Genomic DNA, 24,830 nt, shown 5'->3' on the forward strand with positions numbered 1-24,830 from the left:
CCGACATGGAAATCACCTTCCAGGACCTGTCCAGCACGTTCAGCCTCGGCGACATCGCCGCCTCGCTGGCACTGTCCTTCGTGCTCAGCGCGATCATCGGATGGGTCTACCGGGCCACCCACCGCAACGTGTCGTACAGCCAGTCGTACGTGCAGACCCTGGTCATCCTCGGCATGCTGATCTCGTTGATCATGCTGGTCGTCGGCTCCAACATCGCCCGCGCGTTCGCGCTGGTCGGCGCGCTGTCGGTGGTCCGCTTCCGCAACGCGATCAAGGAAACCCGTGACGTCGGCTTCATCTTCCTGGTGATGGGCATCGGGATGGCCTGCGGCACCCGGTTCTACCTGCTCGCGGTGGTCGCGACGATCGCCATCTGCCTGATCATCGGGGTGATGTCCCGCTTCAACTGGTTCGCGCTCAACGTGCAACGCCAGGTGGTCAAGGTGCAGGTACCGCCGGACGGCGACCACACCCAGGGGATCCAGGACGTGCTGCTGCGGCTGACTTCCGAGTTCGAGCTGGTCAGCATGGAGTCGATCCGGGGTGGAGCGTTGACCGAGTTGATGTACACGGTCCGGCTGAAGAAGGGATCCGAGCCCGGTGAGCTGATCTCGGCGCTAGGCGAGCTGACCGGCGGGCAGCGGGTCACCGTGCTCACCGGCTACGACCAGACGGACCTTTGATGGCCCGCCGACGGCTCCGACATCGGATACCGGTCCGCGTTCGGCACAACTACCGGCTGCTCGCCAGCTGCGCGACGTTCCTGCTGGTGATCACGGTCGTGCTGGGCAGCACCCGGGTTCGGCCGTACGTCACCAGCGCGGCCGACGCCGCGACGGATGTGGTGACGGTCGACATCGCCGGCACCGTCGACCTGTTCGACTCGACGGTGGCCCACGAGATCACGCTGGTCTTCGCCGACGCGGACTACCAGCGGATGCTCGACGCCTACTTCGACGACGGCGAGAAGGAGTATCTGGAGGCCGACCTCGTCGTCGACGGGACCACGATTCCGAGCGTGGGCATCCGGCTCAAGGGCAACTCCACGCTGGGCGGGCTGACCCGCGACGGTGAAACCGCCCAACGCGGTGGCGGCCAGTTCGGCGGCGGCCAGGGCCAGCCAGCAGGCGGCGGCCAGCCCGACGGCGCGGCGCAGGGCGGCGGCAGGCAGTTCGGCGGCGGCCAGGGCACGGGCATGGCCAGTCTCGCGGCCGAGGAGCCGGAGGGCCTGCCCTGGTTGATCAGCTTCGACGAGTTCGTCGACGGCCGGCGCTACCAGGGGCTGCAGGAGATCGCGGTCCGCGTCGGCGGCATGGGCGGCGGCAGCGCGGTGGCCAACGAGGCGCTGTCGCTGTCGCTGCTGGCCGCCGCCGGCATGACCACCCAGCGGTACGCGTACAGCTCGTTCACCGTCAACGACCGGCCGACCACCGCCCGGCTCGTCGTCGAACACCCCGACGAGCAGTACGCCGCCGGGGTCGGAACCAGCGGCGTGCTCTACAAGTCCCTGGCTTCCGGATCGTTCAGCTACCAGGGCGAGGATCTGATCGAGTACCAGGACGACTTCAAGCAGATCAACCTGACCGGCAGTCAGGACCTGCAGCCGGTGATCAACCTGATCCGCTGGGCGAGCGAGGCCTCCGACGAGGAGTTCGACGCCGAACTGGCCGACCACGTCGACGTCGAGTCCTTCGCCCGCTACGTCGCCGCGCAGAACCTGTTGCTCAACTTCGACGACATGGCCGGCCCGGGCCGCAACTACTACCTGTACTACGACCTGACCACCCGGAAGTTCACGGTGGTCAGCTGGGACCACAACCTGACGTTGCGCGGCGACGCGACGCTCGGCCCACACGACACGGTCAGCATGGGCGGCGGCCGGTTCGGCGGTGGGCAGGCGCAGGAGGGCGGCGACCCCGGTGCCGGGTTCGCACCGCCCGAGGGCTTCGAGCTACCGGAGGGCTTCGAACCGCCGGAGGGGTTCGAACCGCCGGACGGGTTCCAGCGGGGCGACGCCGGCGCGGGTGGCCCGGGGCAGCAGGGCGGTACGGCACAGCAGGGCGGCGGTCCCGGTCGGTCGATGGGGCACCCGCTCAAGGAGCGGTTCCTGGCCAGCGACGCGTTCACCGAGGTGTACGAGGCCGCGTACCGCGATCACTATCAGCGGATGTTCGCCAGCGGCGCGGCGACGGCCGCGCTGGACGGCCTGGCCGCCGTCCTGGCCACGGTCGACGGCGCCGACGCCGACGCGGTCACCGCCGAACTCGACCAGCTGCGGACCGTGGTGACGCAGCGCACCGAAAGCCTGCGCGACCAGGTGTAGACCGGCCGGGTGGGCGGGGGCGGTCAACCGCTGGCGCCCACCCGGCCCGTCGGCACCGCGTCGAGCAGCAACCGGCCGAGAACGGCGTGCGCCTCGACCGCCGGGTGAGTGGCACCGTAGTTGTCCGGGTCGTCGAGGCCGTCGGCGAAGAACGCGTACACCAGGGCCGGCGCGCCGTCCGCGTCGGCGATGATCCCGACCTCGTGCCGGGCGGCCGCGTTGACGTCGGCGTCCACGTCGGCACCGTGCTTGGTCGCCACCCGGGCACGCTCGGCCGACGACATGGTCCGCCGTACGCCGTCGTGGTAGCCGGCGGCCCCGCGCAGCACCCGCAGCAGGAACCGGCAGGACCCGGCGCTCAGCAGGGTCCGCCCGGCCAGGCCGACGAGCAGGTCGTGGGTCTCCCGGGGGGTGGTGACGCCGAGGAGGAACCGGTGCGGGTCGGCGACCGGTTCGACCCGGGTATGGGTGAGACCCTTCGCCGCCAGGATCTCGTTGATCTCCCGGGCCGCCGCCACCCGGCCGCACAGCCGTACCGCCGTGTTGTCCGACACCAGCAGCATCGCGGTCAGCACGTTGGCGACGGTGACGGTGTCGCCCCAGACTCCGTGCAGATGGTAGATCCCGCTGCCGCCGAGGATGTCCGGGGCGGCCAGGTCGAGCCGGTCGTCCAGGCGCAGCAGGCCCCGGTCGACCTTGTCGAGCACGGCCACCGCCACCGCCAGCTTCTGCACGCTGTAGCCGGGCACCACCCGGTCGGCGTCGTCGGCGAACACCGGCTCCCAGCCGCCGTCGCCGGTCACCCGGCTGACCAGCGCGCACCACTGGCCGCCGGCGCGGCGACGCTGCCGCGCGTAGCCACGCCGGATCCGCTCCACGCTGCGGATTCTGCCACCGGCCACGGCCCGGCCGGCGCGGCCGTAGAGTCGGCGGCAGCGGCACCGACGCCCCGGACGTCGGCCGCTTGCGCCTACCACCGGACTGGAAGGAGCCACCCATGGCCAGACCCCCGCTGCCGCAGGACATGGTCGAGATGCTGGGCCGGCCCAATCCGGCGGTGATGGGCACGGTGAGCCCGCGCGACAGCGCGCCGGTGACCGTCGCCACCTGGTACCTCTGGGACGACGGCCGGGTGCTGCTGAACCTCGACGGCCGGCGCAGACGGCTGGCGCATCTGCGGACCGACCCCCGGGTGTCGCTGACCGTGCTCGACGGCGACTCCTGGTACCGGCACGTGAGTCTGCACGGCACGGTGGAGCTGATGCCCGACCCGGAGCTGACCGACATCGACCGGCTGGCCCGGCACTACACCGGGGACCGCTACGCCGACCGGGAGCATCCCCGGGTGTCGGCGTGGCTGACGGTCTCGACCTACCACTCCTGGGGCTTCGACAAGGCGCTCGGCGACTGACGTACGGAGGCCGGGGAACCGGCGGTGGCCGGGTAAATAGAATGGCCCGGAATCATCCGCCGCCGGCGCGACACCCCTGCCCCGGGGTCGCCTGCCGGCACCAAACCTGGGAGTCGATCGTGCTGACGATGCAGGACGCGCTGGCCCGCCTCGCGGCGTACTGGGCCGAGCAGGGCTGCCTGACGGTCCAGCCGATGAACACCGAGGTCGGCGCCGGTACGCTCAACCCGGCCACCTTCCTGCGGGTGCTCGGGCCGGAACCGTGGCGGGTCGCGTACGTCGAACCGTCGGTGCGTCCGGACGACGCCCGGTACGGCGAGAATCCCAACCGGATCCAGACCCACACCCAGTTCCAGGTGATCCTCAAGCCGGAGCCCGGCGACGCCCAGGAGCTCTACCTGGGCAGCCTGGCCGCGCTCGGCATCGACGTCGCCGCGCACGACGTCCGGTTCGTCGAGGACAACTGGGCATCGCCGGCGCTGGGTGCCTGGGGGCTGGGCTGGGAGGTCTGGCTGGACGGGCTGGAGATCACCCAGTTCACGTACTTTCAGCAGGCCGGTGGGATCAACCTGGACGTGCCGTCGGTGGAGATCACCTACGGCATCGAGCGGATCATGATGGCGCTGCAGGGGGTGCGGCACTTCAAGGAGATCGCCTACGCGCCCGGCGTCTCGTACGGCGAGATCTTCGGACCGGGCGAGTACGAGATGAGCCGCTACTACCTCGACGACGCCGACGTCGCCACCAACCGGCAGCTGCTCGACCTGTACGCCGCCGAGGCGCAGCGGATGATCGACGCCGGGCTGCCGGTGCCGGCGCACAGCTTCGTGCTCAAGTGCTCGCAGGCGTTCAACGTGCTCGACGCCCGGGGCGCGGTCTCCACCGCCGAGCGGGCCACCGAGTTCGCCCGGATGCGCCGGCTCGCCGGCGAGGTGGCGCAGTTGTGGGTGCGTCGACGCCAGGAGCTGGGGCACCCGCTCGGTGTGGTGGCCCCGGCCCAGCCCGGCCAGGCGGACACCTCGGCGGGGCCGGCGGACACCGGACAGGCGGACACGTCGGGCGGACCGGCCGACGCGGCCCGGCAGCTGGTGTTCGAGATCGGCACCGAGGAGATGCCGCCGTCGGAGGTGCGTTCGGCCCGCCAGCAGGTCGCCAAGCTGGTCACCGACCGGCTGGCCGCCACCCGGCTGGCGCACGGCGACGTGCGGGTGCTGGCCACCCCGCGCCGGCTGGTCGCGATCGTCGACGCGGTCGCCGCCCGCGAGCCGGACCACACCCGCACGGTACGCGGCCCGAAGGTCGTCGCCGGGTTCCGCCCGGACGGCACGCCCACCCCTGCGGCGGCGGGCTTCGCCCGGTCCCAGGGGGTCGAGGTGAGCGAGCTGGCGCAGGTGGAGATCGGCGGCGTACCGCATCTGGCGGTGTTGCGCGACGAGCCCGGCCGCCCGGCCGCGCAGGTCCTCACCGAGGTGCTCGCCGGGGTGGTCACCGGCCTGCGGTCGGCGAAGAACATGCGCTGGCGGGATCCGCAGTTGGCCTTCACCCGGCCGGTCCGGTGGCTGCTGGCGCTCTGGGGTGACGTGGTGGTGCCGGTGGAGGTGTCCACGGTGGCCGCCGGTCGGACCACCCGGGTGCACCGTACCGCCGCCACGTCGACGGTCCCGGTGGCCGACGCGGAGAGTTACCTGACGACGGTGCGCGACGCCGGCATCGTGGTGGACCCGGACGAACGCCGGGAGATCATCGCCGCCGCCGCCGGGGAGCTGTCCGGCAGCGTCGGCGGCCGGGTCGACCTGGCCGGCGAGGCCGGGCTGCTGACCCAGGTGGTGGATCTGGTCGAGCAGCCGACGCCGCTGCTGGGCGGCTTCGAGCAGCGGTACCTGGAGCTACCGGAGGCGGTGCTGGCGACGGTGATGCGCAAGCACCAGCGGTACCTGCCGGTGCGCGGCGCCGACGGAGCGCTGCTGCCGCACTTCGTGGCGGTCGCCAACGGCGCCATCGACACCGACCTGGTGCGGGCCGGCAACGAGGCGGTGCTGCGGGCCCGCTACGAGGACGCGGCGTTCTTCTACCGGGCCGACCGGGCGACCCCGGTGGCCGAGCTGCGGTCGCGGCTGGACCGGTTGACCTTCACCGACAAGCTGGGGTCGATGGCCGACCGGGCCGACCGGATCGCCGGGCTCGCCGGGGAGTTGGCCGAGCTGGTCACGCTCTCCGAGGTGGAGCGGCGGACGCTGGCCCGGGCCGCCGAGCTGGTCAAGTTCGATCTCGGTTCGCAGCTGGTCACCGAGATGACCAGCCTGGCCGGGGTGATGGCCCGCGACTACGCGGCGCACGCCGGCGAGTCGGCGGAGGTCGCCGAGGCGGTCTTCGAGGCGGAGTTGCCGCGCAGCACCGGGGACCAGTTGCCGCAGTCGCTGCCCGGCGCGGTGCTGTCGCTGGCCGACCGGTTGGACCTGGTGACCGGGTTGGCCGCCACGGTCGGCATGCCGACGGGCAGCAGTGACCCGTTCGCCATCCGGCGGGCGGTGCTGGGGTTGCTGGCGGTGCACCGCAGCCAGCCGGGGCTGGCCGGGGTCTCGCTGGCCGCCGGGCTGGCGCTGACGGCCCGGCGTCAGCCGGTGCCGGTCGACGACGCGGTGCTGGCCGAGATCGGCGAGTTCCTGACCCGCCGGCTGGAGCAGCTGCTCACCGAGGAGGGTCAGCCGGTGGACCGGGTCCGGGCGGTGCTGCCGCACGCCGACCGGCCGCAGCTGGTGGACCGGCTGCTGGCCCAGTTGGACCGGCTGCTCGGCGACGCGCAGTTCCGGGCGTTGGCCGAGGCGGTGCAGCGGGCCCGGCGGATCGTGCCGGCCGAGGTGCCGGCCGGCTACGACCCGGCGCTGCTCACCGAGCCGGCCGAGGTACGGCTGCACGAGATGGTCAAGCAGGTGCAGGCCGATCTGGACCACACTGTGGATCTGGACCGGTTCACCGAGATCGCCGGCCGGTTGACCGACCCGGTCAACGCCTTCTTCGACGACGTGTTCGTGATGGCCGAGGACCAGCGGCTGCGCCAGGCCCGGTTGGGCCTGCTCGCGACGGTCGCGGGGCTGGCCGCCGACGTCCTGGACTGGCCGCAGCTTCGGATGTGACCGTCGCACGCCCAGATCGTCTCGGGGTGTAACGCCCGCCGGGCCGCTCCACGCTCGACCCTGGGGCGGCCACGACAAGGCCGCCGACCTGCCCTTTTCACACCCCGCCGGTGTCGCAACGACCGCCGGCGGGGTGTTGCGCGTGACCTCGGTTATAAAACCGTTACATATTCAACTCTTGCCGGAAACAGAGCCGGCAGTCCCTAATTTGTCCAACGGCTTAACAAAACATCGGTGAACGCGTCGTGGCAGCACGTTCACCGAGCACGACGGGAAGGCCATCGGCCGGGTCGACCCGGCACCCCTGTTCACCAGGACGAGGAGACCCCGTGTCCCGAACCCGCCGACGCCATGCTCCGCGTGGCCCCATCACCGCCGCACTGCTATCACTGTCCATGTTGTCCACAATGCTGCTCGGCGCCCCCGCCGCGCAGGCCGCCCCGACCACCCCTGGTACCCCGGCCGAGCAGCCCGCGCCGGCCGCAGTCGACGACCCGTACTCGGTCCTGGTCTTCTCCAAGACCGCCGGCTTCCGGCACGCCTCGATCCCGGCCGGTATCGCCGCGATCCAGCAGCTCGGCGCGGCCAACAACTTCACCGTCGACACCACCGAGAACAGCGCCGCCTTCACCGACGAGAACCTGGCCAACTACCGGGCGGTGATCTGGCTCTCCACCACCGGTGACGTCCTCGACCCCGACCAGCAGGCCGCGTTCGAGCGCTACATCCAGGCCGGCGGCGGGTACGTGGGCATCCACGCCGCCTCCGACACCGAGTACAGCTGGCCCTGGTACGGCGAACTCGTCGGTGCCTACTTCGCCAGCCACCCGGCCAACCAGACCGCCACGGTCAAGGTGGAGGACAACGCCCACCCGGCCACCGCCGGGCTGCCGGCCGAGTGGTCCCGCTACGACGAGTGGTACAACTTCCGGACCAACCCGCGTGGCGACGTGCACGTGCTGGCCAGCCTGGACGAGTCCAGCTACTCGGTCGGCTCCGGCGCGATGGGCGCCGACCACCCGATCGCCTGGTGCCGCGACTACGACGGCGGCCGCGCCTGGTACACCGGGATGGGTCACACCGACGAGTCGTTCGCCGAACCGGAGTTCCTGACGCACCTGCTCGGCGGGATCCAGTCGGTGGCCGGCGTCGTCGAGTCCGACTGCGGCGCGTCGCTGACCGAGAGCTTCGAGAAGATCACCCTGGACAGCAACACCAGCAACCCGATGGAGCTGGACGTAGCTCCGGACGGGCGAGTCTTCTACATCGAGCGCGACGGCCGGGTGCAGATCGTCAAGCCGGACACCGGCAGCACGGTCACCGCGATCGACCTCGACGTGTTCACCGGCAACGAGGACGGCCTGATCGGCATCCGGCTCGACCCGGACTTCGCCGACAACGGCTGGGTCTACCTCTACTACGCCCGCAACGACGGCGTCGCCCGCAACCTGCTGTCCCGGTTCACCGTCGTCGGCGACAGCATCGACCTGGCGAGCGAGAAGGTCGTGCTGCAGGTCGACACGCAACGCAACACCTGCTGCCACGCCGGCGGCACCATGGCCTTCGACAGCGACGGCAACCTGTACCTGGCCACCGGGGACAACACCAACCCGTTCGAGTCGAGCGCCTACACCCCGATCGACGAGCGGGCCGGCCGGCAGGACTACGACGCGCAGCGGACCTCCGGCAACACCAACGACCTGCGCGGCAAGGTGATCCGGATCCACCCGGAGGACGACGGGACGTACACCATCCCGGAGGGCAACCTGTTCGCACCGGGCACCGCGCAGACCCGCCCGGAGATCTTCGCGATGGGCTTCCGTAACCCGTTCCGGATGGGCATCGACCCGGCCACCGACACGCTCTACGTCGCCGACTACGGCCCGGACGCCAACTCGGACAACCCCAACCGGGGCCCGCGGGGTCTGGTCGAGTGGAACATCGTCGACACTCCCGGTAACTACGGCTGGCCGTACTGCACCGGGACGAACGAGGCGTACAACGACTACCAGTTCCCGTCCGGCCCGAGCGGCGCCAAGTTCGACTGCTCGGCCCCGGTGAACGACTCCCCCAACAACACCGGCCTGACCAACCTGCCGCCGGCGATCCCGGCCACCGTCGACTACGGCTACAGCGGCGACCCGCGCTACCCCGAAATCGGTGGCGGTGGCGCGCCGATGGGCGGCCCGGTCTACCGCTACGACGCCGATCTGGTCTCCGACCGCAAGTGGCCGGCCTACTACGACGGCAAGGCGCTGCTCGGTGAGTGGAACCAGTCGAAGATGTACACGATGCAGGTCAGTGCCGACGGCACCGAACTGATCGACATCAACCAGCTGCTGACCGGGATGAGCTTCATCCGGCCGATGGACTTCGAGTTCGGCCCGGACGGCGCGCTGTACATGATCGAATGGGGCAGCGGCTTCGGCGGCAACAACGACGACTCCGGGGTCTACCGGATCGACTACATCGCCGGGGCCCGCGCACCGATCGCCCAGGCCAGCGCCACCCCGACCTCCGGGCCGGCACCGCTGACCGTGCAGTTCTCCAGCGCCGGCTCCCGGGACCCCGACGGCGGGGACCTCACCTACGCGTGGACGTTCGGTGACGGTGCCACCTCGGACCAGGCCAACCCGAGCCACACGTACGCCGAGGCGGGCAGCTACACCGCACAGCTCACCGTGACCAACCCGAACGGGCGGACCGCGGTGGCCAACGTACCGGTGACGGTCGGCAACACCGCGCCGACGGTGGAAATCACCTTCCCGCCGGCCGGTGGCTTCTTCAACTGGGGCGACCAGGTCGAGTACACCATCACCGTCACCGACCCGGAGGACGGCGAGATCGACTGTGACCGGGTGCAGCTGCAGGTGCTGCTCGGCCACGACGAGCACGCCCACCCGCTGGACCAGCACACCGGCTGCTCCGGCGTGGTGCAGACCCAGCTCGCCGACGGTCACGGCGCCGAAGCGGACGTCTTCACCGTCTTCGAGGCCACCTACACCGACAACGGCGGCGTCGCCGGCGCCGGGCCGCTCACCGGCCGGGCGATCGAGCTGCTGCAGCCCAAGCGCAAGCAGGCCGAGTACTACACGGTCACCGGGCGGGTGGCGGACGCCACCGGCGGCGGCGACCCGGGCGTCCAGGTGGAAGCCTCCAGCGACCCGGCCGGCGGCGGCGACAACATCGGATTCATCGAGGACGGCGACTGGTGGTCGGTCGACCCGGCCAGCCTGACCGGCATCGACGAGATCCGGTTCCGGGTCGCCTCGGCGGCCAACGGCGGTCGGATCGAGGTCCGGGCCGACGCGGCCGACGGTCCGCTGGTGGCCACGGCCACCGTACCGGGCACCGGGGGCTGGCAGTCCTGGACCAACGTCACCGCACCGGTCACCGGCGCGCTGGACAGCGGAACGCTGTTCTTCGTCGCCCGGGACCCGGCCGGCGGCACCGGTTCGCTGTTCAACGTCAACTGGATGGACTTCATCGGCCGGGGCGTGACCGACAACGCGCCGCCGCAGGTCACCGTGACCGCGACCCCGACGTCCGGCACCGCGCCGGTCACCGTCGCGTTCACCGGTACGGCGACCGACGCCGAAGGCGACACCCCGTTGACGTACGCCTGGGACTTCGGTGACGGCGGCACCGCCGACACGCTGGAGGCCAGCCGTACGTACGCCGTACCGGGGACGTTCACCGCCGTGCTGACGGTGACCGACGCCCGGGGCGCGCAGTCCTCGGCGTACACCCAGATCCGGGTGGAGGCACCGAACACGTCCTGCTTCGGGGCGCGCTCGGACGACTTCCTCGGCGACGAGCTGGACCGCGACCGGTGGACGATTGTCCGGGAGAACCAGCTCTACTCGGTCTCCGACGGCGTACTGCGGCTGCCGACCGGCGTCGGTGACCTGTACGGCTCCCGCAACGACGCCACCAACCTGGTGCTGCAGCCGGTGCCGTCCGGTGCCTGGCAGGCCACCACCAAGGTCACCCTGCCGGTGACCGCCAACTACCAGCAGGCGGGTCTGCTGCTCTACGGCGACGACGCCAACTACGCGAAGGTGGATCTGCTCTACAACGGTTCCCGCCGGGTGGAGTTCATCCGGGAGACCGCCGGTACGCCGCGCAACGAGGGTGCCGACGCCACCGACGCACCCGCCGGTGACACCATCTACCTGCGGTTGACCAGCGACGGCACGAACGTCACGGCGGCCATGTCGGCCGACGGGCAGACGTTCACCCCGGTCGGTCGGTCGGCGGCGCTGGCCGGCATCGTCAACCCGCAGGTCGGGGTGTTCGCCCTCAACGGTGGCACCGAGGCGCCGGTGGTCGACGCCTTGTTCGACTGGTTCCAGTTCACGCCGGACGCGCCGGACGGGCCGGTCGAGGCCTCCGACGAGTTCGACGGCGACGCGCTGGACAAGTGCCGGTGGGACGCCATCGTTCGGGAGGACGCGGCCGCGTACCGGGTCGCCGACGGGGCGTTGACCATCGACGTGCCCAACGGGGACATCTACACCGGGGACAACACCGGGCCGACGAACTTCATCCTGCAGACCGCCCCCGAGGGCGACTGGACGATGGAGACGAAAGTCGACGGCAGCCTGCTGAACGAGCAGTACCAGCAGGGCGGTCTGCTCGTGTACGCCGACGACGACAACTACCTGAAGTTGGACTTCGTCACGGACAACTCGGCAGGCTCGGCGGTCAGCCGGCGGATCGAGTTCCGCAGTGAGATCGACGCCGTGGTCCAGAACCCGCAGCCGCAGGTCACCGGGTTGACCTCCGGGGTGTGGTACCTGCGGGTGTCCCGGGCTGGTGACGTCTTCACAGCCGAGTACTCGGCGGACGGCACCACCTGGACGGCGTTCGAGTCGCTGACCAGCACGGCGGTCGGGGCCAACCCGAAGATCGGGGTGTTCACCCTCAGCGGCAACCAGACGGCGTCGAAGCCGGTCTCGTTCGACTACTTCCGGTTGACCACCCCGTCGACGGAGGAGGACACCACCGCACCGGTGACCAGCGCGACCGTCACCGGGTCCGGCGAGCCGGTCGACGGCTGGTACCCGGGTGACGTCACGGTCACCCTGGCCGCCACCGACAACGACGGCGGCAGCGGGGTGGCGGGCACCGAGTACTCGCTCGACGACGAGACCGGCTGGACGACGTACACCGCGCCGGTGACGGTGACCGGCGACGGCGAGCACGAGCTGCGGTTCCGCTCCACCGACGCCGCCGGCAACGTCGAGGAGGCCGGGTCGGTCACGTTCAAGATCGACGGTACGGCGCCGGTCAGCTCTGCGGAGTTCGCCCCGGCGAACGACAACGGGTGGCACGACGGCACCATCCCGGTGGTGCTGGCGGCCACCGACGCCGGTTCCGGCGTGGCGCTGCTGGAGTGGTCGCTCGACGGTGGTGACTGGACGCCGTACACCGAGCCGGTGGCGATCAGTGGTGACGGCGAGCACGAGCTGCTGTACCGGGCCACCGACGCGGTCGGCAACGTCGAGGCGCTCAAGTCGGCCGTGGTCAAGATCGACGGCACGAAGCCGACGCTGCTGATCTCCGGCGTGGCCGACGGTCAGCTCTACGGCGACAGCCAGGACGTCCGGGTGTCGTGGCAGGCGGTCGACCCGACCTCCGGTATCGCGACCGTGGTCGGCACGCTCAACGGCCAGCCGTACGCCAACAACACGCTGCAGGCCATGTACGACCTGCCGCTGGGGATGCACGAGTTGACGGTGACGGCGACCGACAAGGCGGGCAACCGTACCGCCTCGACGGTCCGGTTCTTCGTGACCACGTCGTTCCGGGACATGCAGAGCCTGATCGACCGGTTCAAGGCGACCGGGCAGCTGTCCAACCTCGCGCACCGCAAGCTGTCCAACAAGCTGGACGCGGCGCGGCTGTCCGAGGCCGAAGGCAAGGACAAGCGGGCGGTGCAGCAGTTGACCGCCTTCAAGGCCCTCGCCACCGACCCGGCGTTGGTGACCGACACCGACGTGCGGGACACCATGGTCCGCGACGCGGACGCGATGATCGTGCGCCTCGGCGGCACGGCCAGCGCGGCCGGAGTGCAGGCCAACGGTGGTAAGCCGGTGACCGGTGCGGGTCGGCTCGCGGAAGACCCGACCCGGATCGATCCGGACCAGCAACTCTGATGGTGGTCGGCCCCGTCCCGCCTGCGTCCGTGGGTGGGGCGGGGCCGACCCTTTTTCCGTACGAGGAGTGATTATGCGGCTGATTAGTGGGCTCGCCGTGGTGCTGGTCGGCCTACTGCTGGTGATCCTGCCGGCGGCCGGCCCGGCGGCGGCGCAGACCGGGCAACTCGATCTGGACGTGGCCAGCGACGGTGCGCTGGGGGTGACCATCGAGGTCACCGATTCGGCGGGCAACCGGCCGGCGGAGGCGATCCGGCTGGTGTTGACCGCCACCGGTGCGGACGGCCAGACGGTCGGCCCGATGCAGGTGCAGCCGTCCGGTGAGGGGCAGGGGTTCTACTCCACCGGCCCGATTCTCCAGCCGGGCGACTGGCAGGTGACGGTCACCGCGCCGACCCCGTACGCGGGCGAGGCGATCATCGACGTACGGGCCACGCCGGCCCAGTCACCGCCGCCACCGCCGGCAGCTGCGGCGTCGGATGCCGAGGGGGTCGCGTCCGCCGACGGATGGGCGTGGCTGATCCGCGTCGCGGTCGCGATGCTGGTGCTCGCCATCCTGGTGGTGCTGGTGGTCGGGCTGGTGACGCTACGGGCCCGGCGTAACGCCTTCCGGAACAACTGAGGCCACGCCCGGTAAACGTTGGGACCGGACCCCGGTGCCTGCCCTCCGTCGCGGCACCGGTGTCCTTTTGTGGCCGATTCGCACCGATACCCTACATAGTAGAGTCGATCGTCCAGACGGGACGACGACTGATGCAACTGGAGGAACGGTGCGCGAACCGACCGAGCGGTACCAGAACGCGATCATGGACAGTGCACGGTGGCAGGGGTTTCCCTTTCGCCCGGGTGACATCGTCATCTCGACACCCGCCAAGTGCGGCACCACGTGGACCCAGACGATCTGCGCGTTGTTGATCTTCCAGACGCCGGAGCTGCCCGGCCGGCTGGACGACATCACCATCTGGCCCGACATGAAGACCCGCAGCCAGGCCGACGTGTTCGCGTTCTACGAGGCGCAGCAGCACCGACGCATCATCAAGACCCACACCCCGTTCGACGGACTGCCGATCCACGACGAGGTCAACTACATCGCCGTCGGCCGGGATCCGCGTGACGTCGCGCTGTCCTGGGACGCGCACTTCCAGAACACCGACTACGACGTGGTCCTGGCGCTACGCGACGCGGCGGTCGGCAACGACGACCTGACCGGCGAGCTCACCGACGACGCGCCACCGCAGCTGGAATCCGAGTACGATCGGTTCTGGGCCTGGATGGAACACCCCGACGTGCAGATCGGCCTGCCGTCGATGCTGCACCACATGTCGGGTTTCTGGGCGGAGCGTGACCGGTCAAACGTCCTGCTCCTGCACTACGACGAGCTGAAGTCCGACCTTGAGGGCCAGATGCGGGCGATCGCCGAACAGCTCGACATCGAGGTGCCCGAACAGCGCTGGCCGGAGCTGGTGCAGGCGGCCACCTTCGATTCCATGCGCAGCCGCGCCAAGGAATTCGCCCCCGTCCTGGCGATGTGGCGGGACCCGAAGCAGTTCTTCAACCGGGGCGCCACCGGCCAGTGGCGTGACCTGCTCGACGACGGCGACCTGCGGCGCTACGAGGAGCAGGTCGCCAAGCTCGCCGTACCGGAGCTGGTTGACTGGCTGCACCGCGGCCCGATCACCGTCTGATCGGGTGCGCGGTCGAGTTGGTCGGCCGCGCGGCCCGATCACCGGACAGGCCGAGCTGATTCCGCAGCCGGATCAGGCCGGGTCAGTCGTATCGGTCCTCTGGGTGGCCAGTGCGTCAGACGAGCCGTCGGCGGTCGCCGACGGCTCGTCTGACCGTATGGCGGGTGGGTTGTGGCGTCAGCTGCCGGCGCTCTCGTGGACGGTGGGGAAGGTGAGGTCCTTCCAGCTGTCCGGTGTCTCCGAGATCATTCCGATTTCCTCCATGAAACCGGCGATGTCCTGAAGACCGTGCGGCTCGGTGGTGTAGGTGATCGCCGGGTTGGTGAGGTACTTCTCGAAGCTCTCAGGTGTGGTCTTGCCACCGGAGTTCGCCGAGAGCTCAGCCGCCGCCGCCGCCGGGTCGTCCGCGAGCGCGGCGATCTGCTCTTCCAGGATCGAGTAGAGCCGGGTCGAGAACTCGGTGTTCTGCTCGTAGTACTCGTTCATCATGAATACACCGTTGAACATGATCGGCCCGAAGAGGTCGCTGCTCTTCAGCACGACACGCATGCCCTGATCCTGCTCGTCGAACTGGAACGGCGGTGAGGTCAGGTGCGCGGCGATCTGTCCGCTCACCAGGTTCTGCAAGCCATCCGGATGGGACATGGGCACGATGTTCGTGTCGAGCGCTTCGGCGTCGCCGAGCTGGTCTTGGGCTCCCTTTCGAAGGACCAACGCCTGAATCGACGTCAGCGAGGGCATCGCAATCTTGTCGGAGGACGTGAAATCACTGAGCGACGTGAGCCGTTCGTCCTTGGCCATCAGCCAAAGTTCCGCGTCGTTGAGCGAGGCCAGGTACCGCCAGTCGACCCCCTTGTCCCGGGCCAGGATCATCTGTGCCGCGCTTCCGGCGCCGACCTGGATGTCGCCTGAAATCATGCCGTCCTGCACTGCCGCGCTCGACGATAGCTCCGTCCACTCGAAGGTCGTGTTGGGAAACTCCTTCTCCAGGGTGCCGTTCTGCTTGAGTAGAATGAGCGGAGCGTATGACAGGCCCGGCTGGTACGCAATCGTCACCTTGGCCGGCATACCGTCGCCGGCCTGCACGTCGGCGTCGTTGGAACCGCATGCGGCCGAGGTCGACAAAAGTGCGGCCAGAGCGGTCGCGGCAACATATCGGGATCGCCGAGCGGCTCGAGAACTAGCTGAAATCATAGGGTGATCCCCACCTTGTCTGCTGATATTGGACGGAGGGTCGGGCGGACAGTGTGTTCCACCTACAGTGGTGGCGGGAACCGGATTCCGACAGGTTGGCGGACCGGCTATGTCTTCATTCCCCATCGAACGACAGTGCGCCGCTCGATCAGAATGAAGACCATGTCGATCAGTAGGCCGATGACCGCGATCGTCACCAGGCCGGCGAAGACGTCGGGGATGTCAAGGTAGTAGCGGCTGTTGTTGATGAAGTAGCCGAGGCCACCCCCGCCTCCTGCGACGCCGAACACGAGTTCGGAGGCGACGATGGTGCGCCAGCCGAAGGCCCAGGCAGTCTTGACTCCCGAGATCGTGTGTGGCAGGGCGGCCGGGAAGAGTACCTCGGAGATCATGCGCCAGCGCTTGAGCCCGATGTTGCGGCCGACCGCTATGATCGTCCGGTTCGCCGTCCGGAAGCCGGTGTTGACATTGATTGCGATCGGCCAGATCACCGCGTTGGCGACCACGAACACCAGAGCCGTCTCACTGAGCCCGAACCACAGGATCGCCAGCGGCAGCACGGCGATCGACGGCAGTGGGTTCAGCATCGAGGAGAAGACGACGAGTACGTCCTCACCGAAGCGCGTCCACACCGCGAGCGTGGTCAGCACGACGGCGATGAGGCTGCCGAACAGCATGCCGAGCAACAGGACCCGCATGGTGGTGCCGGTCGATCGCAGCAGTTCACCGTTCTGGAAACCCGCGACCAGGGCCCGACCCACGTCTGCGGGTGAGGAGAACAGCAGAGGGTTGACGCCCGATATCGTGACGTAGAGCTGCCACCCGGTCAGCAGCAGGACGACGACGAGAACCCGGCGCAGCCACACCGGCATCGCCCCCCACCGCCAGTCCCTGACACTGCGCGGTGGGGCGGCGTCGGCCGACGGCGCGGCCGGGACGTCCCCCTCGGTACGGGTGATGGTCGATTGTTCAGTCGGTGAACTCAGCGACATCCTCGTCAGCCCCCTTCCCGTCCCGGTGCAGCAGGCTGCCCAGATGTGTCCGTACGCTGCGGTACTCCTCTGAACCCACCACCTTGGCTTCGTCGGTGATCTGGACGGTCTCACGGACCACCGAAGGCGGGTCGGTCAGAACGACGACCCGGTCACCGAGAACAATTGCCTCCTCGATGCTGTGGGTGACGAACAGGATGGTGACCCCGGTTCGTTTCGCGATGGCGTTGAGCTCCGCCTGCAGGCGGGCCCGGGTGAGCGCGTCCAGAGCCCCGAACGGCTCGTCCATCAGCAGCATGACCGGCTCCAGCGCGAAGGCGCGCGCGATCGCCACCCGCTGCTTCATTCCGCCCGAGAGCTGGTGGGGGTGGCGGTCGAGGGCTCGACTCAGCCCCATCATCTCGAGGTAGCGGCGCGCCTGCTGGTCCGCGTCGGACCTCTTACGACCGTTGCGACGCAACGGGTATGCGACGTTGTCGAGTACGTCACGCCAGGGGAACAGCTGGTCGAACTCCTGGAAGACGACCGCCCGGTCCGGCCCGGGGGCGAGTGTGCGTCGACCGGCCACGGTGATCGTGCCGTCAGCGAGTTCGAGGAACCCCGCGATGGTCTTGAGAAGGGTCGACTTTCCGCATCCGGACGGGCCGATCAACATGATCGTCTCGCCAGCGGTGACGTCGAAGCTCACGTCTGCCACAGCTCGGGCGAACGTGCCGTTGACCCAGTAGCCGATCGAGGCGTGGGACACGCTGAGCAGCGTGTCGGGCCGTTCGTCGGAGGGCGGGACGGCTCGTTCCGGGTCGGCGCGCAGCGGGGACGGATGGACCATACAGGACTCCCTTGGACTCGTCGGCTAGGCGACTGGCTCTGGTTGGTGGCCGTGGTGGTGGGAACGGTCGGGACCGTTCGTCGGCGCGCTGACACGCCAGTCGGGGGTCGGCGGCGATCCAGTTCTCGGACGGGCGCGGACGCGCCGGCCTGTTTCTCCTGGTCGGCCGGTGGTGGGGATCTGGGCACGTGATTCCTCCAGAGCTGACTGTGTCCTGCAGCACAACAGTTAACTCGGCCGACATAGTGACGTCCAAGACGCTGCATCGATCTCATTCATAGGCACGACCTATCGAGGAGCCCTCAGCGATCGCGCGCGCGAAACTGCGAATCAAACGCCCAAAGCGCCCATAGCAGACAGAAGCGCGGATGGGCCGCGGCCATTGACGGACCGGTAGTTTCGGCGCGGCCACCCGCCGGTTCCCGCCGAAACCGTACGGCTCGTGGCGGCGCGGACGTGGCTGCGGCGTTCGATCGACCGTCGGCCGCTACCCTCGGTCGACACTTCCCACTCGTAGCCAGCGCCTATCTAACGAATCCCGAACGGGGTCTGGACCTATCGGCCGCCACCTGGTTGCATATCGCCAGGTCAGGCCGATCTGATCATGAGAATCAGCGAAGGGTGCGCGCGCATGACAGATTGCAGCCTGAGAAGGGCGGCACCGACCGGGAGGCATTCTCAGCTGCCCCAGACCCGTACCGGCAGCCGGTGCTGACGCGCGATGGACGCCCGCCAGCTCCGATACTTCCTCGCAGTCGTCGACGCTGAAGGCTTCGGCAAGGCAGCCGAGAAGCTCTACATCGCGCAACCGTCACTGTCACAGGCCATCGCCGGACTGGAGCGCGAGCTGGGCGTCGCGCTGTTCCACCGGGTCGGACGCGGCGTGGTGCTCAGTGACGCCGGCAAGCAGCTGATCGGTCCGGCCCGGCAGGTCATCCGCGACCTGGCGACCGCACAGGCCACCATCGACGCCATCAAGGGGGTGGCCCGAGGCCGGGTTGAGGTCACCTCGATGCCGTCCGCCGGCATCGAGCCCCTGGCACCGATCATGCAGCGGTTCGCCGCCGCTCACCCCGACGTCACTGTCAGCGTCAACGCCGCCTTCGTACCGGACGAGGTGATCGACGCGGTGCGTACCGGTGCCGTCGAGATCGGCCTGCTCGGCGCGCCCGACATCGTCCGGGTCGCCGAGCTCGACGTCGTGCCCCTGGAGAACCAGCCTTTGATGCTGTTCACCGCTCCCGGTGGCCCTTTCCATGGCCGCGACCACGTCACCGCCGACGATTTCGACGGACACCGGCTCATCGCCTCCCAGCCCGGTTCCCTCATGCGACAGCTCGTCGATCACATCCTGGCGCAGGGAAGTCAGGCCCGGCTCGTCGCCGAGGTCGCCCACCGGACGTCCATCCTTCCCCTCGTCCTCGCCGGGGTGGCCGATGCGATCCTGCCCGCCGCGTGGAAGGATCTCGCGATCAGGGCCGGGGCGGACGTGCTGCCGATCCGCCCCACGGCGTACCTGCGGATCGTCCTGGTCAGTCGCCGCACCCAGCTGACGCCCGCCGCGCGGGCATTCATCGACATCGCCCGGAGGTACCGCGACGAGCGGCTCGACCAGCCGGCGGCCTGACCGACCAGGCCGACGTGTGCGGCCCGTCGACGCCCGCACCGACGCGCTGAACAGCGCGGTGCCCGGCCCGGCCGCCATGCCCGCACGCCAGGTGACGGATCATCCAGCCGATCTCATAGGCCGCACCTATGAGAGGGGTAGATCGTGCGTGTTGGACGCCGCACCCGGGTCCACCCAAGGTTGGTGAGGCTTCCGGTCCACCCGGCAGCCCTGTCCACCAGCAGCGGGAGGCCGACATGCCCACCACCAGGACGACGTGTCTCGTGGCACCGGACAAGTTCAAGGGGTCACTCGACGCGACGAACGTCGCTCTGGCGCTGCGTGCCGGGCTACGGGCCGTCCGACCCGGCGTCCAGGTCGAGTGCCGTCCGATGGCCGATGGCGGCGACGGCACCGTCGCGCTCCTGTCAGATGTCGGCTTCGACCTGGTTCCGGTGGAGGTCGACGGGCCGACCGGCCAGACCGTACGAACGAGTTACGCGGTCCGCGGCGAGGTGGCGGTCGTCGAGCTCGCCGACGCGTGCGGGCTCAGCCAGCTACCCGACGGCGTTCCCGCCCCCTTGGACGCCTCGTCGTACGGACTCGGGCAGGTCATCGTCGCAGCGGTCCGCAGCGGCTGCCGTCACCTCGTCATCGGCCTGGGTGGCAGCGCCAGCACCGATGGCGGAGCCGGCCTGCTGCAGGCGCTGGGCGCCCGGGTGCTCGACCGCGATCAGCAGAACATTCCGCGCGGCGGTCGCCGGCTCGCCGAGGTAGCCTCCGTCGATCTGAATCCCGTGCACGACCTGTTGCGTGGTGTCTCGGTGACGGTGGCCGCCGACGTTGACAATCCCCTGCTTGGTAGCCGAGGCGCGGCCGCCACGTACGGACCGCAGAAGGGTGCCGACCCCGCGCAGGTCAACCTGCTTGAGCAGGCTCTGAGCCGGTTCGCCACAGCAGTCGGACAGGCAGCCGGTGCGGGGCTGGCCGCAGCGCCCGGGGCTGGGGCCGCCGGCGGCGTCGGATTCGCCGCCCTGGCACTCGGTGCGACCATTCGCCGGGGTATCGAGGTCTTCCTGGACCTGACCGACTTCGCCACGGCCCTGACCAGCGCCCGTCTGGTGATTACCGGAGAGGGGCGCCTCGATCAGCAGAGCCTGGCCGGGAAGACTCCGGTGGGGGTTGCGGCAGCGGCGCACGCCGCAGGTGTGCCGGTCGTCGCGGTGGCCGGCCAGTCGACGCTCGATGCGGCCGACCTCGCTGCCGCCGGCTTTGCTGGCGCTTACCCGCTCGCCAGTATCGACCCCGACCTCGACCGATGCCAGTCGGATGCCGCTGAGCTGCTCACCGAGATCGGACGACGGATAGCCCTGGACCATCTCACCGGTTGACGCTGAAGCCGGTGCCGGCTCGACGCACGTCGGGCCAGGTGACGCACGTCGCCACGACCCATAGGGCCGCGCTATCGCGTCGAGAGGACACCGGTCTTGGACGTGGCGACGATCACATTGGTTGAGTGAGTCGATCTCAGCTCCGACCCGCACCCCGTCCCCGCACCCCGTCCCTACTCCATGCCTGCACCCCGTCCCTACTCCATGCCTGCACCAGGCAATGAGAGGAATCCGATGAAACGAAGGTTGTTCCTCGCCTCGGCCACCGCGCTGTCGGGCGCCGCCGTCGGCTCGGCAATCGTCACTGAACCGGCACTGGCGACCAAGCTCGGCACCGGCTGGAGCCCGTCCAAGGGCGGCGGTAGGCGCCTCTCGGACGCCGGCATCGCTGCCCGGCTGCGGCTCTTCGGCCCGGAGAACGTCGACCCTCAGACCGGTGCCCTGCCCGAGGAGCGCGTGGTCGCATCGTGGCTGTCCAACTCGTCGTTCGCCGTCGCGGTCGGCGGCCGCCTGCTGTACCTCGACACGTTCATCAGCCGGCTGGAGGTGGAGCGTGGCCGTACTCCGCTGGTGATCGCCGACCTCGTCGATGCCCGGCCTGACGCTGTTCTGCTCGGCCACGGGCACGGCGACCATGCCGACAACGCGGCCTACATCGCGGCCATGACCGGTGCAACCATCTACGCCTCGGAGGAAACCTGCGCCGTGCTGGCCGCCGACTTTGCTCGGCTGAAGGCTGACCCGCTGGTCAACACCGATCCGCAGACCCGGATCCCCTCTGACGCCGTCCTGCGGACCGTGCCGGTCACCAGCGCCGACTCCGTTCCCGGTACCGAGATGGTCCGGCTCGACGTACTCGAACCCTTCGCTCAGGTGGTGGCCTTCCGGCACCTGCACTCGGTCGCGGTGCCGCAGGACCCGGAGTACCCGCCGCCGCGTACCGAGATTCTCGTCGACCCGCGCGACTCGGCCCTCTTTCCGTCGGGGACTTCGCTGACCCCGGGGTCCAACCCGCAGCCCGGGCAGATGAACCTGCGCACCGGCGGCGGCTCCGGCGGCACCGTGAGTATCTACTTCCACATCACCTTGCGGCACGGCAGCAACTTCAGCTTCGGGTGGCAGAACACCGCAGGCGCGCTGAAGGAGGGCATCGGCAACGGCTGGCCCGGCACCCCCGAGGATGGCGAGCGCATCCGGGGCCGCCTCGCGTCGCTGCCCCAGACCGACCTGCATCTGGCAACGGCATCGACCGCCAACTACACCAACAACGGTCTGCGCGACCTCATCCACTACCAGTCGATCGTCCGTCCCCGCATCTACGTGCCGAACCACCTGACGTCGGGCACCCGGACTCGGGAGGGCTGCTCCCTGGCGGTGTACGCCGGCTACCTCGAGCAGATGAACCTCATGGGTGTGCCGGATGCCGACCGGCCGCACGTGCGGTGGGTCATCGACCCCGTGGACTACCTGCAGCCGCTCTCCTTCGACACCGACGACGACACGTGGCGCGATCGGAGCAAGAAGGACAGGATCAAGGCCCTCGACCGGATCAAGTTGGGGCGGCCCCGCACCGTCAAGGCCTTCGCCGGTACGCAGCGCATGACGGCCGAGCACACCCACAGCTGCGAGGCGTAGTGCAGCAGGAATCATAGGCTGGACCAATGCATCCGATCGGATAGCGGTGTTGGACGCCTATCGAGCATCCGGGTTCACTGATTTGTGCCTACCATCTACCACGAGGCCGGAGTTGCCATGAGCAATCAGCACCACTTCCGTATCGCCGTCATTCCCGCCGACGGCGTCGGTCGGGAGGTAGTCGCCGCTGGACGGGACGTACTTGACGCACTGGAAGGGCGCTCCGGTGGTCGTTTCGGATTCCAGTGGGCGGAGTTCCCGTGGGGTTCGGACTACTATGCCGAGCACGGGATCATGATGCCTGAGGACGGTCTGGACACGTTGCGCGACTTCGACGCCATCTATTTCGGTGCCGTTGGGTGGCCCACGGTACCTGACCACATCAGCCTGTGGGGTCTTCGCCTGCGCATCTGTCAGGGATTCGACCATTGGGCGAACGTCCGGCCGGTGACTTTCCTGCCAGGCGTCACCAGTCCACTACGGAAGGCTGACACCGTAGAGCTCGACTGGGTCGTCGTCCGAGAGAACACCGAAGGCGAATACGCCGGCCTCGGCGGACGCAACCTCTCCGCCCGCGGTGCGGGCGGAGAGGTTGCCGTCCAGTCCGCCCTGTTCACCGAGGTCGGCTGCGAACGGATCATGCGGTTCGCGTTCGACCTCGCTCGCACCAGGACCCGCAAGAAGGTGGCCAGCGTCACCAAGAGTAACGCCCAGCAGTACGGTATGGTCCTCTGGGACGACACGTTCCGGCGGGTCGCCGCAGACTATCAGGACGTCGAAACGGAAAGCGTCCTTGTGGACGCGATGGCGGCCAAGTTCGTCCTACACCCGGAGGATCTCTCGGTCGTCGTCGCGTCCAATCTCAACGCGGACATCCTTTCCGACCTCGGCAGCGCTCTCGCGGGTAGCCTCGGCCTCGCCCCGAGTGCGAATCTCAATCCGGAACGGCGGTACCCGAGCATGTTCGAGCCGGTTCACGGGTCCGCGCCCGACATCGCCGGGATGGGAATCTGCAATCCCATCGGCGCCATTGGCAGCGCAGCGATGATGCTGACCCATCTCGGCCTGCCCGACGAGGCCAGGAAGATAAACGCCGCGATCGAGGCGACCACGGCACAAGGGCTGCTGACGCGGGATATCGGCGGCAGCGCCAGCACCAAGGCTGTCACCGAAGCCATCATCAAGAACCTACCAGATTGACCACTGGGCACCCAGGTCCGGCTTGACTTCCTCCCCGCCCCAAGGGACGGGATTCCCTGGGTCGCCCCAGGAAGTTCCTGCTTCGCCGACGACCGCCCGTCCGAGAGGAGGACTCCCCGTGAGGTCTTACACCGCCTCCACAGGCAATCACGGAGAGCCCCTCCGCGAGGATGTTGCGGGCCGCGTCGATGTCCCGGTCGTGGGCCTGCCCGCACCGGCAGGTCCACGACCGCACCTGCAACGGCATCCGCTCGGCCAGTGCGCGGCAGCCCGAACACAGCCGGGTCGACGGGAACCAGCGGTCCACGACCACCAGATCCCGGCCGTAGTGAGGTCGGTCCGGAGCGCTTGTCGGTGTCGCCACCAGTAGGTTTCCCCGAACCGCCACCCGAACCCGCCGTGCGCCTCACAACGCAACGGGCTCTCCACAAGCCCCATCAGGTCACCTCGTTGTTCTCACCAGGCGGATGGCCAGGAGCTGGGGATCTACGCCCCGCGATGGACCTCACCGGCGATGCCCGACGGCCACCGCCACCGCGACAATGACCCGATGAGCCTGGATGTCCGCGCCGACGACGGCTGCCGACTGTGGGTGGAGCAGTCCGGCGACGGTCCGCCGCTGGTGCTCTGTCACGGTGGTCCGGGTATGTGGGACTACTTCGAACCGCTCGCCCGGCTTCTCAACGAGCATCTCCGCGTCATCCGGTGGGATCAGCGCGGCTGTGGGCGATCGCAGCGGCGCGGGCCGTACAGCGTCGCCCGCTTCGTCGCCGACCTCGACGCGGTACGCGACCAGCTGGCCGGACCGCGCATGGCCCTGCCCGGTCACTCGTGGGGTGCCCACCTGGCGTTGCGGTACGCCATCGACCACCCCGAGCGGGTCGGTCAGCTGATCTACGTCTGCGGGACCGGCATCGACGCTGAACGCAGATGGCATCCGCACTATGGGCGGAAGCTGCGGCTACGGCTCGGGGATCGTCTGGCCCGGTGGGAGACCCTCGACTCCCGCGCCCGCACGACGTCAAGGTCCTCGACCACGATGAGGACGTTGTCCATCCGCTGAATCGCCACGCCAGCCTCCTTGACGCCCCATTTGGACGGTGTGGGGTCCACCTGAGGGTATCCGCAGGCGGGCCAGAAGACCGGCGACCCGTTCCGGTCCCTGGCGGAAGCCTCAGGCCGACCCGGCGATGATCTCGTCGGCGACCCGGTGGGCGACGTCGGCCGGGTAGGGCGGCGACAGTCCGAGGACGAGGTGCCGGAAGCCGG

17 protein-coding genes are annotated in these 24,830 nt (G+C 69.3%); 12 read left to right on the forward strand and 5 right to left on the reverse strand.

Going from position 1 to position 24,830, the window contains the following annotated elements; all coding sequences use genetic code 11:
* Positions 1–5 precede the first annotated feature (5 nt).
* Together O7608_RS31390 and O7608_RS31395 are read left to right on the forward strand one after the other, a co-directional pair.
* On the forward strand, positions 6–683 hold the full coding sequence (locus O7608_RS31390; RefSeq protein ID WP_289207975.1) for a DUF4956 domain-containing protein: 678 nt from the start codon (positions 6–8) through the stop codon (positions 681–683).
* On the forward strand, positions 683–2,323 hold the full coding sequence (locus O7608_RS31395; protein ID WP_289207976.1) for a CotH kinase family protein: 1,641 nt from the start codon (positions 683–685) through the stop codon (positions 2,321–2,323). Before O7608_RS31390 ends, O7608_RS31395 begins: the two co-directional genes overlap by 1 nt.
* 23 nt (positions 2,324–2,346) lie before the next feature.
* On the opposite strand, the gene O7608_RS31400 is transcribed toward O7608_RS31395, so the two are convergent.
* Entirely contained in the window at positions 2,347–3,201 is an 855-nt protein-coding gene (locus O7608_RS31400) for a serine hydrolase (protein WP_289207977.1), read from the reverse strand.
* 119 nt (positions 3,202–3,320) lie between these two features.
* Between O7608_RS31400 and O7608_RS31405 the strand changes: the two genes are divergently transcribed.
* The 5 genes from O7608_RS31405 (at position 3,321) to O7608_RS31425 (ending at position 14,714) form a co-directional block, all read left to right on the forward strand.
* Entirely contained in the window at positions 3,321–3,734 is a 414-nt protein-coding gene (locus O7608_RS31405; protein ID WP_289207978.1) for a TIGR03618 family F420-dependent PPOX class oxidoreductase, read from the forward strand.
* Between the two features lie 128 nt (positions 3,735–3,862).
* Positions 3,863–6,868: a glycine--tRNA ligase gene (locus tag O7608_RS31410; protein ID WP_289211119.1), complete on the forward strand. Its 3,006-nt coding sequence runs from the start codon at positions 3,863–3,865 to the stop codon at positions 6,866–6,868.
* Between the two features lie 395 nt (positions 6,869–7,263).
* A complete protein-coding gene (locus tag O7608_RS31415) occupies positions 7,264–13,029 on the forward strand; it encodes a ThuA domain-containing protein (RefSeq protein ID WP_289207979.1) in 5,766 nt (1,921 codons plus the stop codon).
* A 73-nt stretch (positions 13,030–13,102) separates the two neighbouring features.
* Positions 13,103–13,651 carry a hypothetical protein gene (locus O7608_RS31420; RefSeq protein WP_289207980.1) on the forward strand — a complete coding sequence of 183 codons (549 nt, stop codon included), beginning with the start codon at positions 13,103–13,105 and terminating at the stop codon, positions 13,649–13,651.
* A 148-nt stretch (positions 13,652–13,799) separates the two neighbouring features.
* Complete coding sequence (locus O7608_RS31425; protein ID WP_289207981.1) at positions 13,800–14,714, forward strand: sulfotransferase domain-containing protein; 915 nt, start codon at positions 13,800–13,802, stop codon at positions 14,712–14,714.
* 177 nt (positions 14,715–14,891) lie between these two features.
* On the opposite strand, the gene O7608_RS31430 is transcribed toward O7608_RS31425, so the two are convergent.
* The 3 genes from O7608_RS31430 to O7608_RS31440 all read right to left on the reverse strand — a co-directional run bounded on the left by O7608_RS31430 (position 14,892) and on the right by O7608_RS31440 (position 17,729).
* A complete protein-coding gene (locus O7608_RS31430) occupies positions 14,892–15,800 on the reverse strand; it encodes an ABC transporter substrate-binding protein (protein WP_289207982.1) in 909 nt (302 codons plus the stop codon).
* 215 nt (positions 15,801–16,015) lie between these two features.
* The gene (locus tag O7608_RS31435) at positions 16,016–16,780 is read right to left on the reverse strand and encodes an ABC transporter permease (protein WP_289207983.1); all 765 of its coding nucleotides are present in this window, start codon (positions 16,778–16,780) and stop codon (positions 16,016–16,018) included.
* Positions 16,781–16,877: 97 nt separating this feature from the next.
* On the reverse strand, positions 16,878–17,729 hold the full coding sequence (locus O7608_RS31440) for an ABC transporter ATP-binding protein (protein ID WP_289207984.1): 852 nt from the start codon (positions 17,727–17,729) through the stop codon (positions 16,878–16,880).
* Between the two features lie 721 nt (positions 17,730–18,450).
* On the opposite strand from O7608_RS31440, the gene O7608_RS31445 reads away from it, so the two are divergent.
* From O7608_RS31445 to O7608_RS31460, 4 genes are all read left to right on the forward strand, one after another.
* Entirely contained in the window at positions 18,451–19,356 is a 906-nt protein-coding gene (locus tag O7608_RS31445; protein ID WP_281553125.1) for a LysR family transcriptional regulator, read from the forward strand.
* Positions 19,357–19,592: 236 nt separating this feature from the next.
* A complete protein-coding gene (locus O7608_RS31450) occupies positions 19,593–20,726 on the forward strand; it encodes a glycerate kinase (RefSeq protein WP_289207985.1) in 1,134 nt (377 codons plus the stop codon).
* 234 nt (positions 20,727–20,960) lie between these two features.
* The gene (locus tag O7608_RS31455) at positions 20,961–22,361 is read left to right on the forward strand and encodes an MBL fold metallo-hydrolase (RefSeq protein WP_289207986.1); all 1,401 of its coding nucleotides are present in this window, start codon (positions 20,961–20,963) and stop codon (positions 22,359–22,361) included.
* A 117-nt stretch (positions 22,362–22,478) separates the two neighbouring features.
* Positions 22,479–23,561, forward strand: a complete 1,083-nt coding sequence (locus tag O7608_RS31460; RefSeq protein ID WP_289207987.1) for a tartrate dehydrogenase — start codon at positions 22,479–22,481, stop codon at positions 23,559–23,561.
* Here O7608_RS31460 and O7608_RS32095 read toward each other — a convergent pair.
* Positions 23,542–23,949 carry a zinc ribbon domain-containing protein gene (locus tag O7608_RS32095; protein WP_353850479.1) on the reverse strand — a complete coding sequence of 136 codons (408 nt, stop codon included), beginning with the start codon at positions 23,947–23,949 and terminating at the stop codon, positions 23,542–23,544. The genes O7608_RS31460 and O7608_RS32095 overlap by 20 nt on opposite strands.
* Positions 23,950–24,111: 162 nt before the next feature.
* On the opposite strand from O7608_RS32095, the gene O7608_RS31465 reads away from it, so the two are divergent.
* Positions 24,112–24,624, forward strand: a complete 513-nt coding sequence (locus O7608_RS31465) for an alpha/beta fold hydrolase (RefSeq protein WP_289207988.1) — start codon at positions 24,112–24,114, stop codon at positions 24,622–24,624.
* Positions 24,625–24,830 lie beyond the last annotated feature (206 nt).

This window comes from Solwaraspora sp. WMMA2056 (genome assembly GCF_030345095.1).
Classification (GTDB): domain Bacteria; phylum Actinomycetota; class Actinomycetes; order Mycobacteriales; family Micromonosporaceae; genus Micromonospora_E.

What these genes read in the sequence shown, in the direction of transcription:
- O7608_RS31390 (WP_289207975.1), top strand. Translation starts at nt 6, where the DNA reads ATGGAAATCACCTTCCAGGACCTGTCCAGCACGTTCAGCCTCGGCGAC.
- O7608_RS31395 (WP_289207976.1), top strand. Translation starts at nt 683, where the DNA reads ATGGCCCGCCGACGGCTCCGACATCGGATACCGGTCCGCGTTCGGCAC.
- O7608_RS31405 (WP_289207978.1), top strand. Translation starts at nt 3,321, where the DNA reads ATGGCCAGACCCCCGCTGCCGCAGGACATGGTCGAGATGCTGGGCCGG.
- O7608_RS31410 (WP_289211119.1), top strand. Translation starts at nt 3,863, where the DNA reads ATGCAGGACGCGCTGGCCCGCCTCGCGGCGTACTGGGCCGAGCAGGGC.
- O7608_RS31415 (WP_289207979.1), top strand. Translation starts at nt 7,264, where the DNA reads ATGTTGTCCACAATGCTGCTCGGCGCCCCCGCCGCGCAGGCCGCCCCG.
- O7608_RS31420 (WP_289207980.1), top strand. Translation starts at nt 13,103, where the DNA reads ATGCGGCTGATTAGTGGGCTCGCCGTGGTGCTGGTCGGCCTACTGCTG.
- O7608_RS31435 (WP_289207983.1), bottom strand. Translation starts at nt 16,780, where the DNA reads ATGCCGGTGTGGCTGCGCCGGGTTCTCGTCGTCGTCCTGCTGCTGACC.
- O7608_RS31440 (WP_289207984.1), bottom strand. Translation starts at nt 17,729, where the DNA reads ATGGTCCATCCGTCCCCGCTGCGCGCCGACCCGGAACGAGCCGTCCCG.
- O7608_RS31445 (WP_281553125.1), top strand. Translation starts at nt 18,451, where the DNA reads ATGGACGCCCGCCAGCTCCGATACTTCCTCGCAGTCGTCGACGCTGAA.
- O7608_RS31450 (WP_289207985.1), top strand. Translation starts at nt 19,593, where the DNA reads ATGCCCACCACCAGGACGACGTGTCTCGTGGCACCGGACAAGTTCAAG.
- O7608_RS31455 (WP_289207986.1), top strand. Translation starts at nt 20,961, where the DNA reads ATGAAACGAAGGTTGTTCCTCGCCTCGGCCACCGCGCTGTCGGGCGCC.
- O7608_RS31460 (WP_289207987.1), top strand. Translation starts at nt 22,479, where the DNA reads ATGAGCAATCAGCACCACTTCCGTATCGCCGTCATTCCCGCCGACGGC.
- O7608_RS31465 (WP_289207988.1), top strand. Translation starts at nt 24,112, where the DNA reads ATGAGCCTGGATGTCCGCGCCGACGACGGCTGCCGACTGTGGGTGGAG.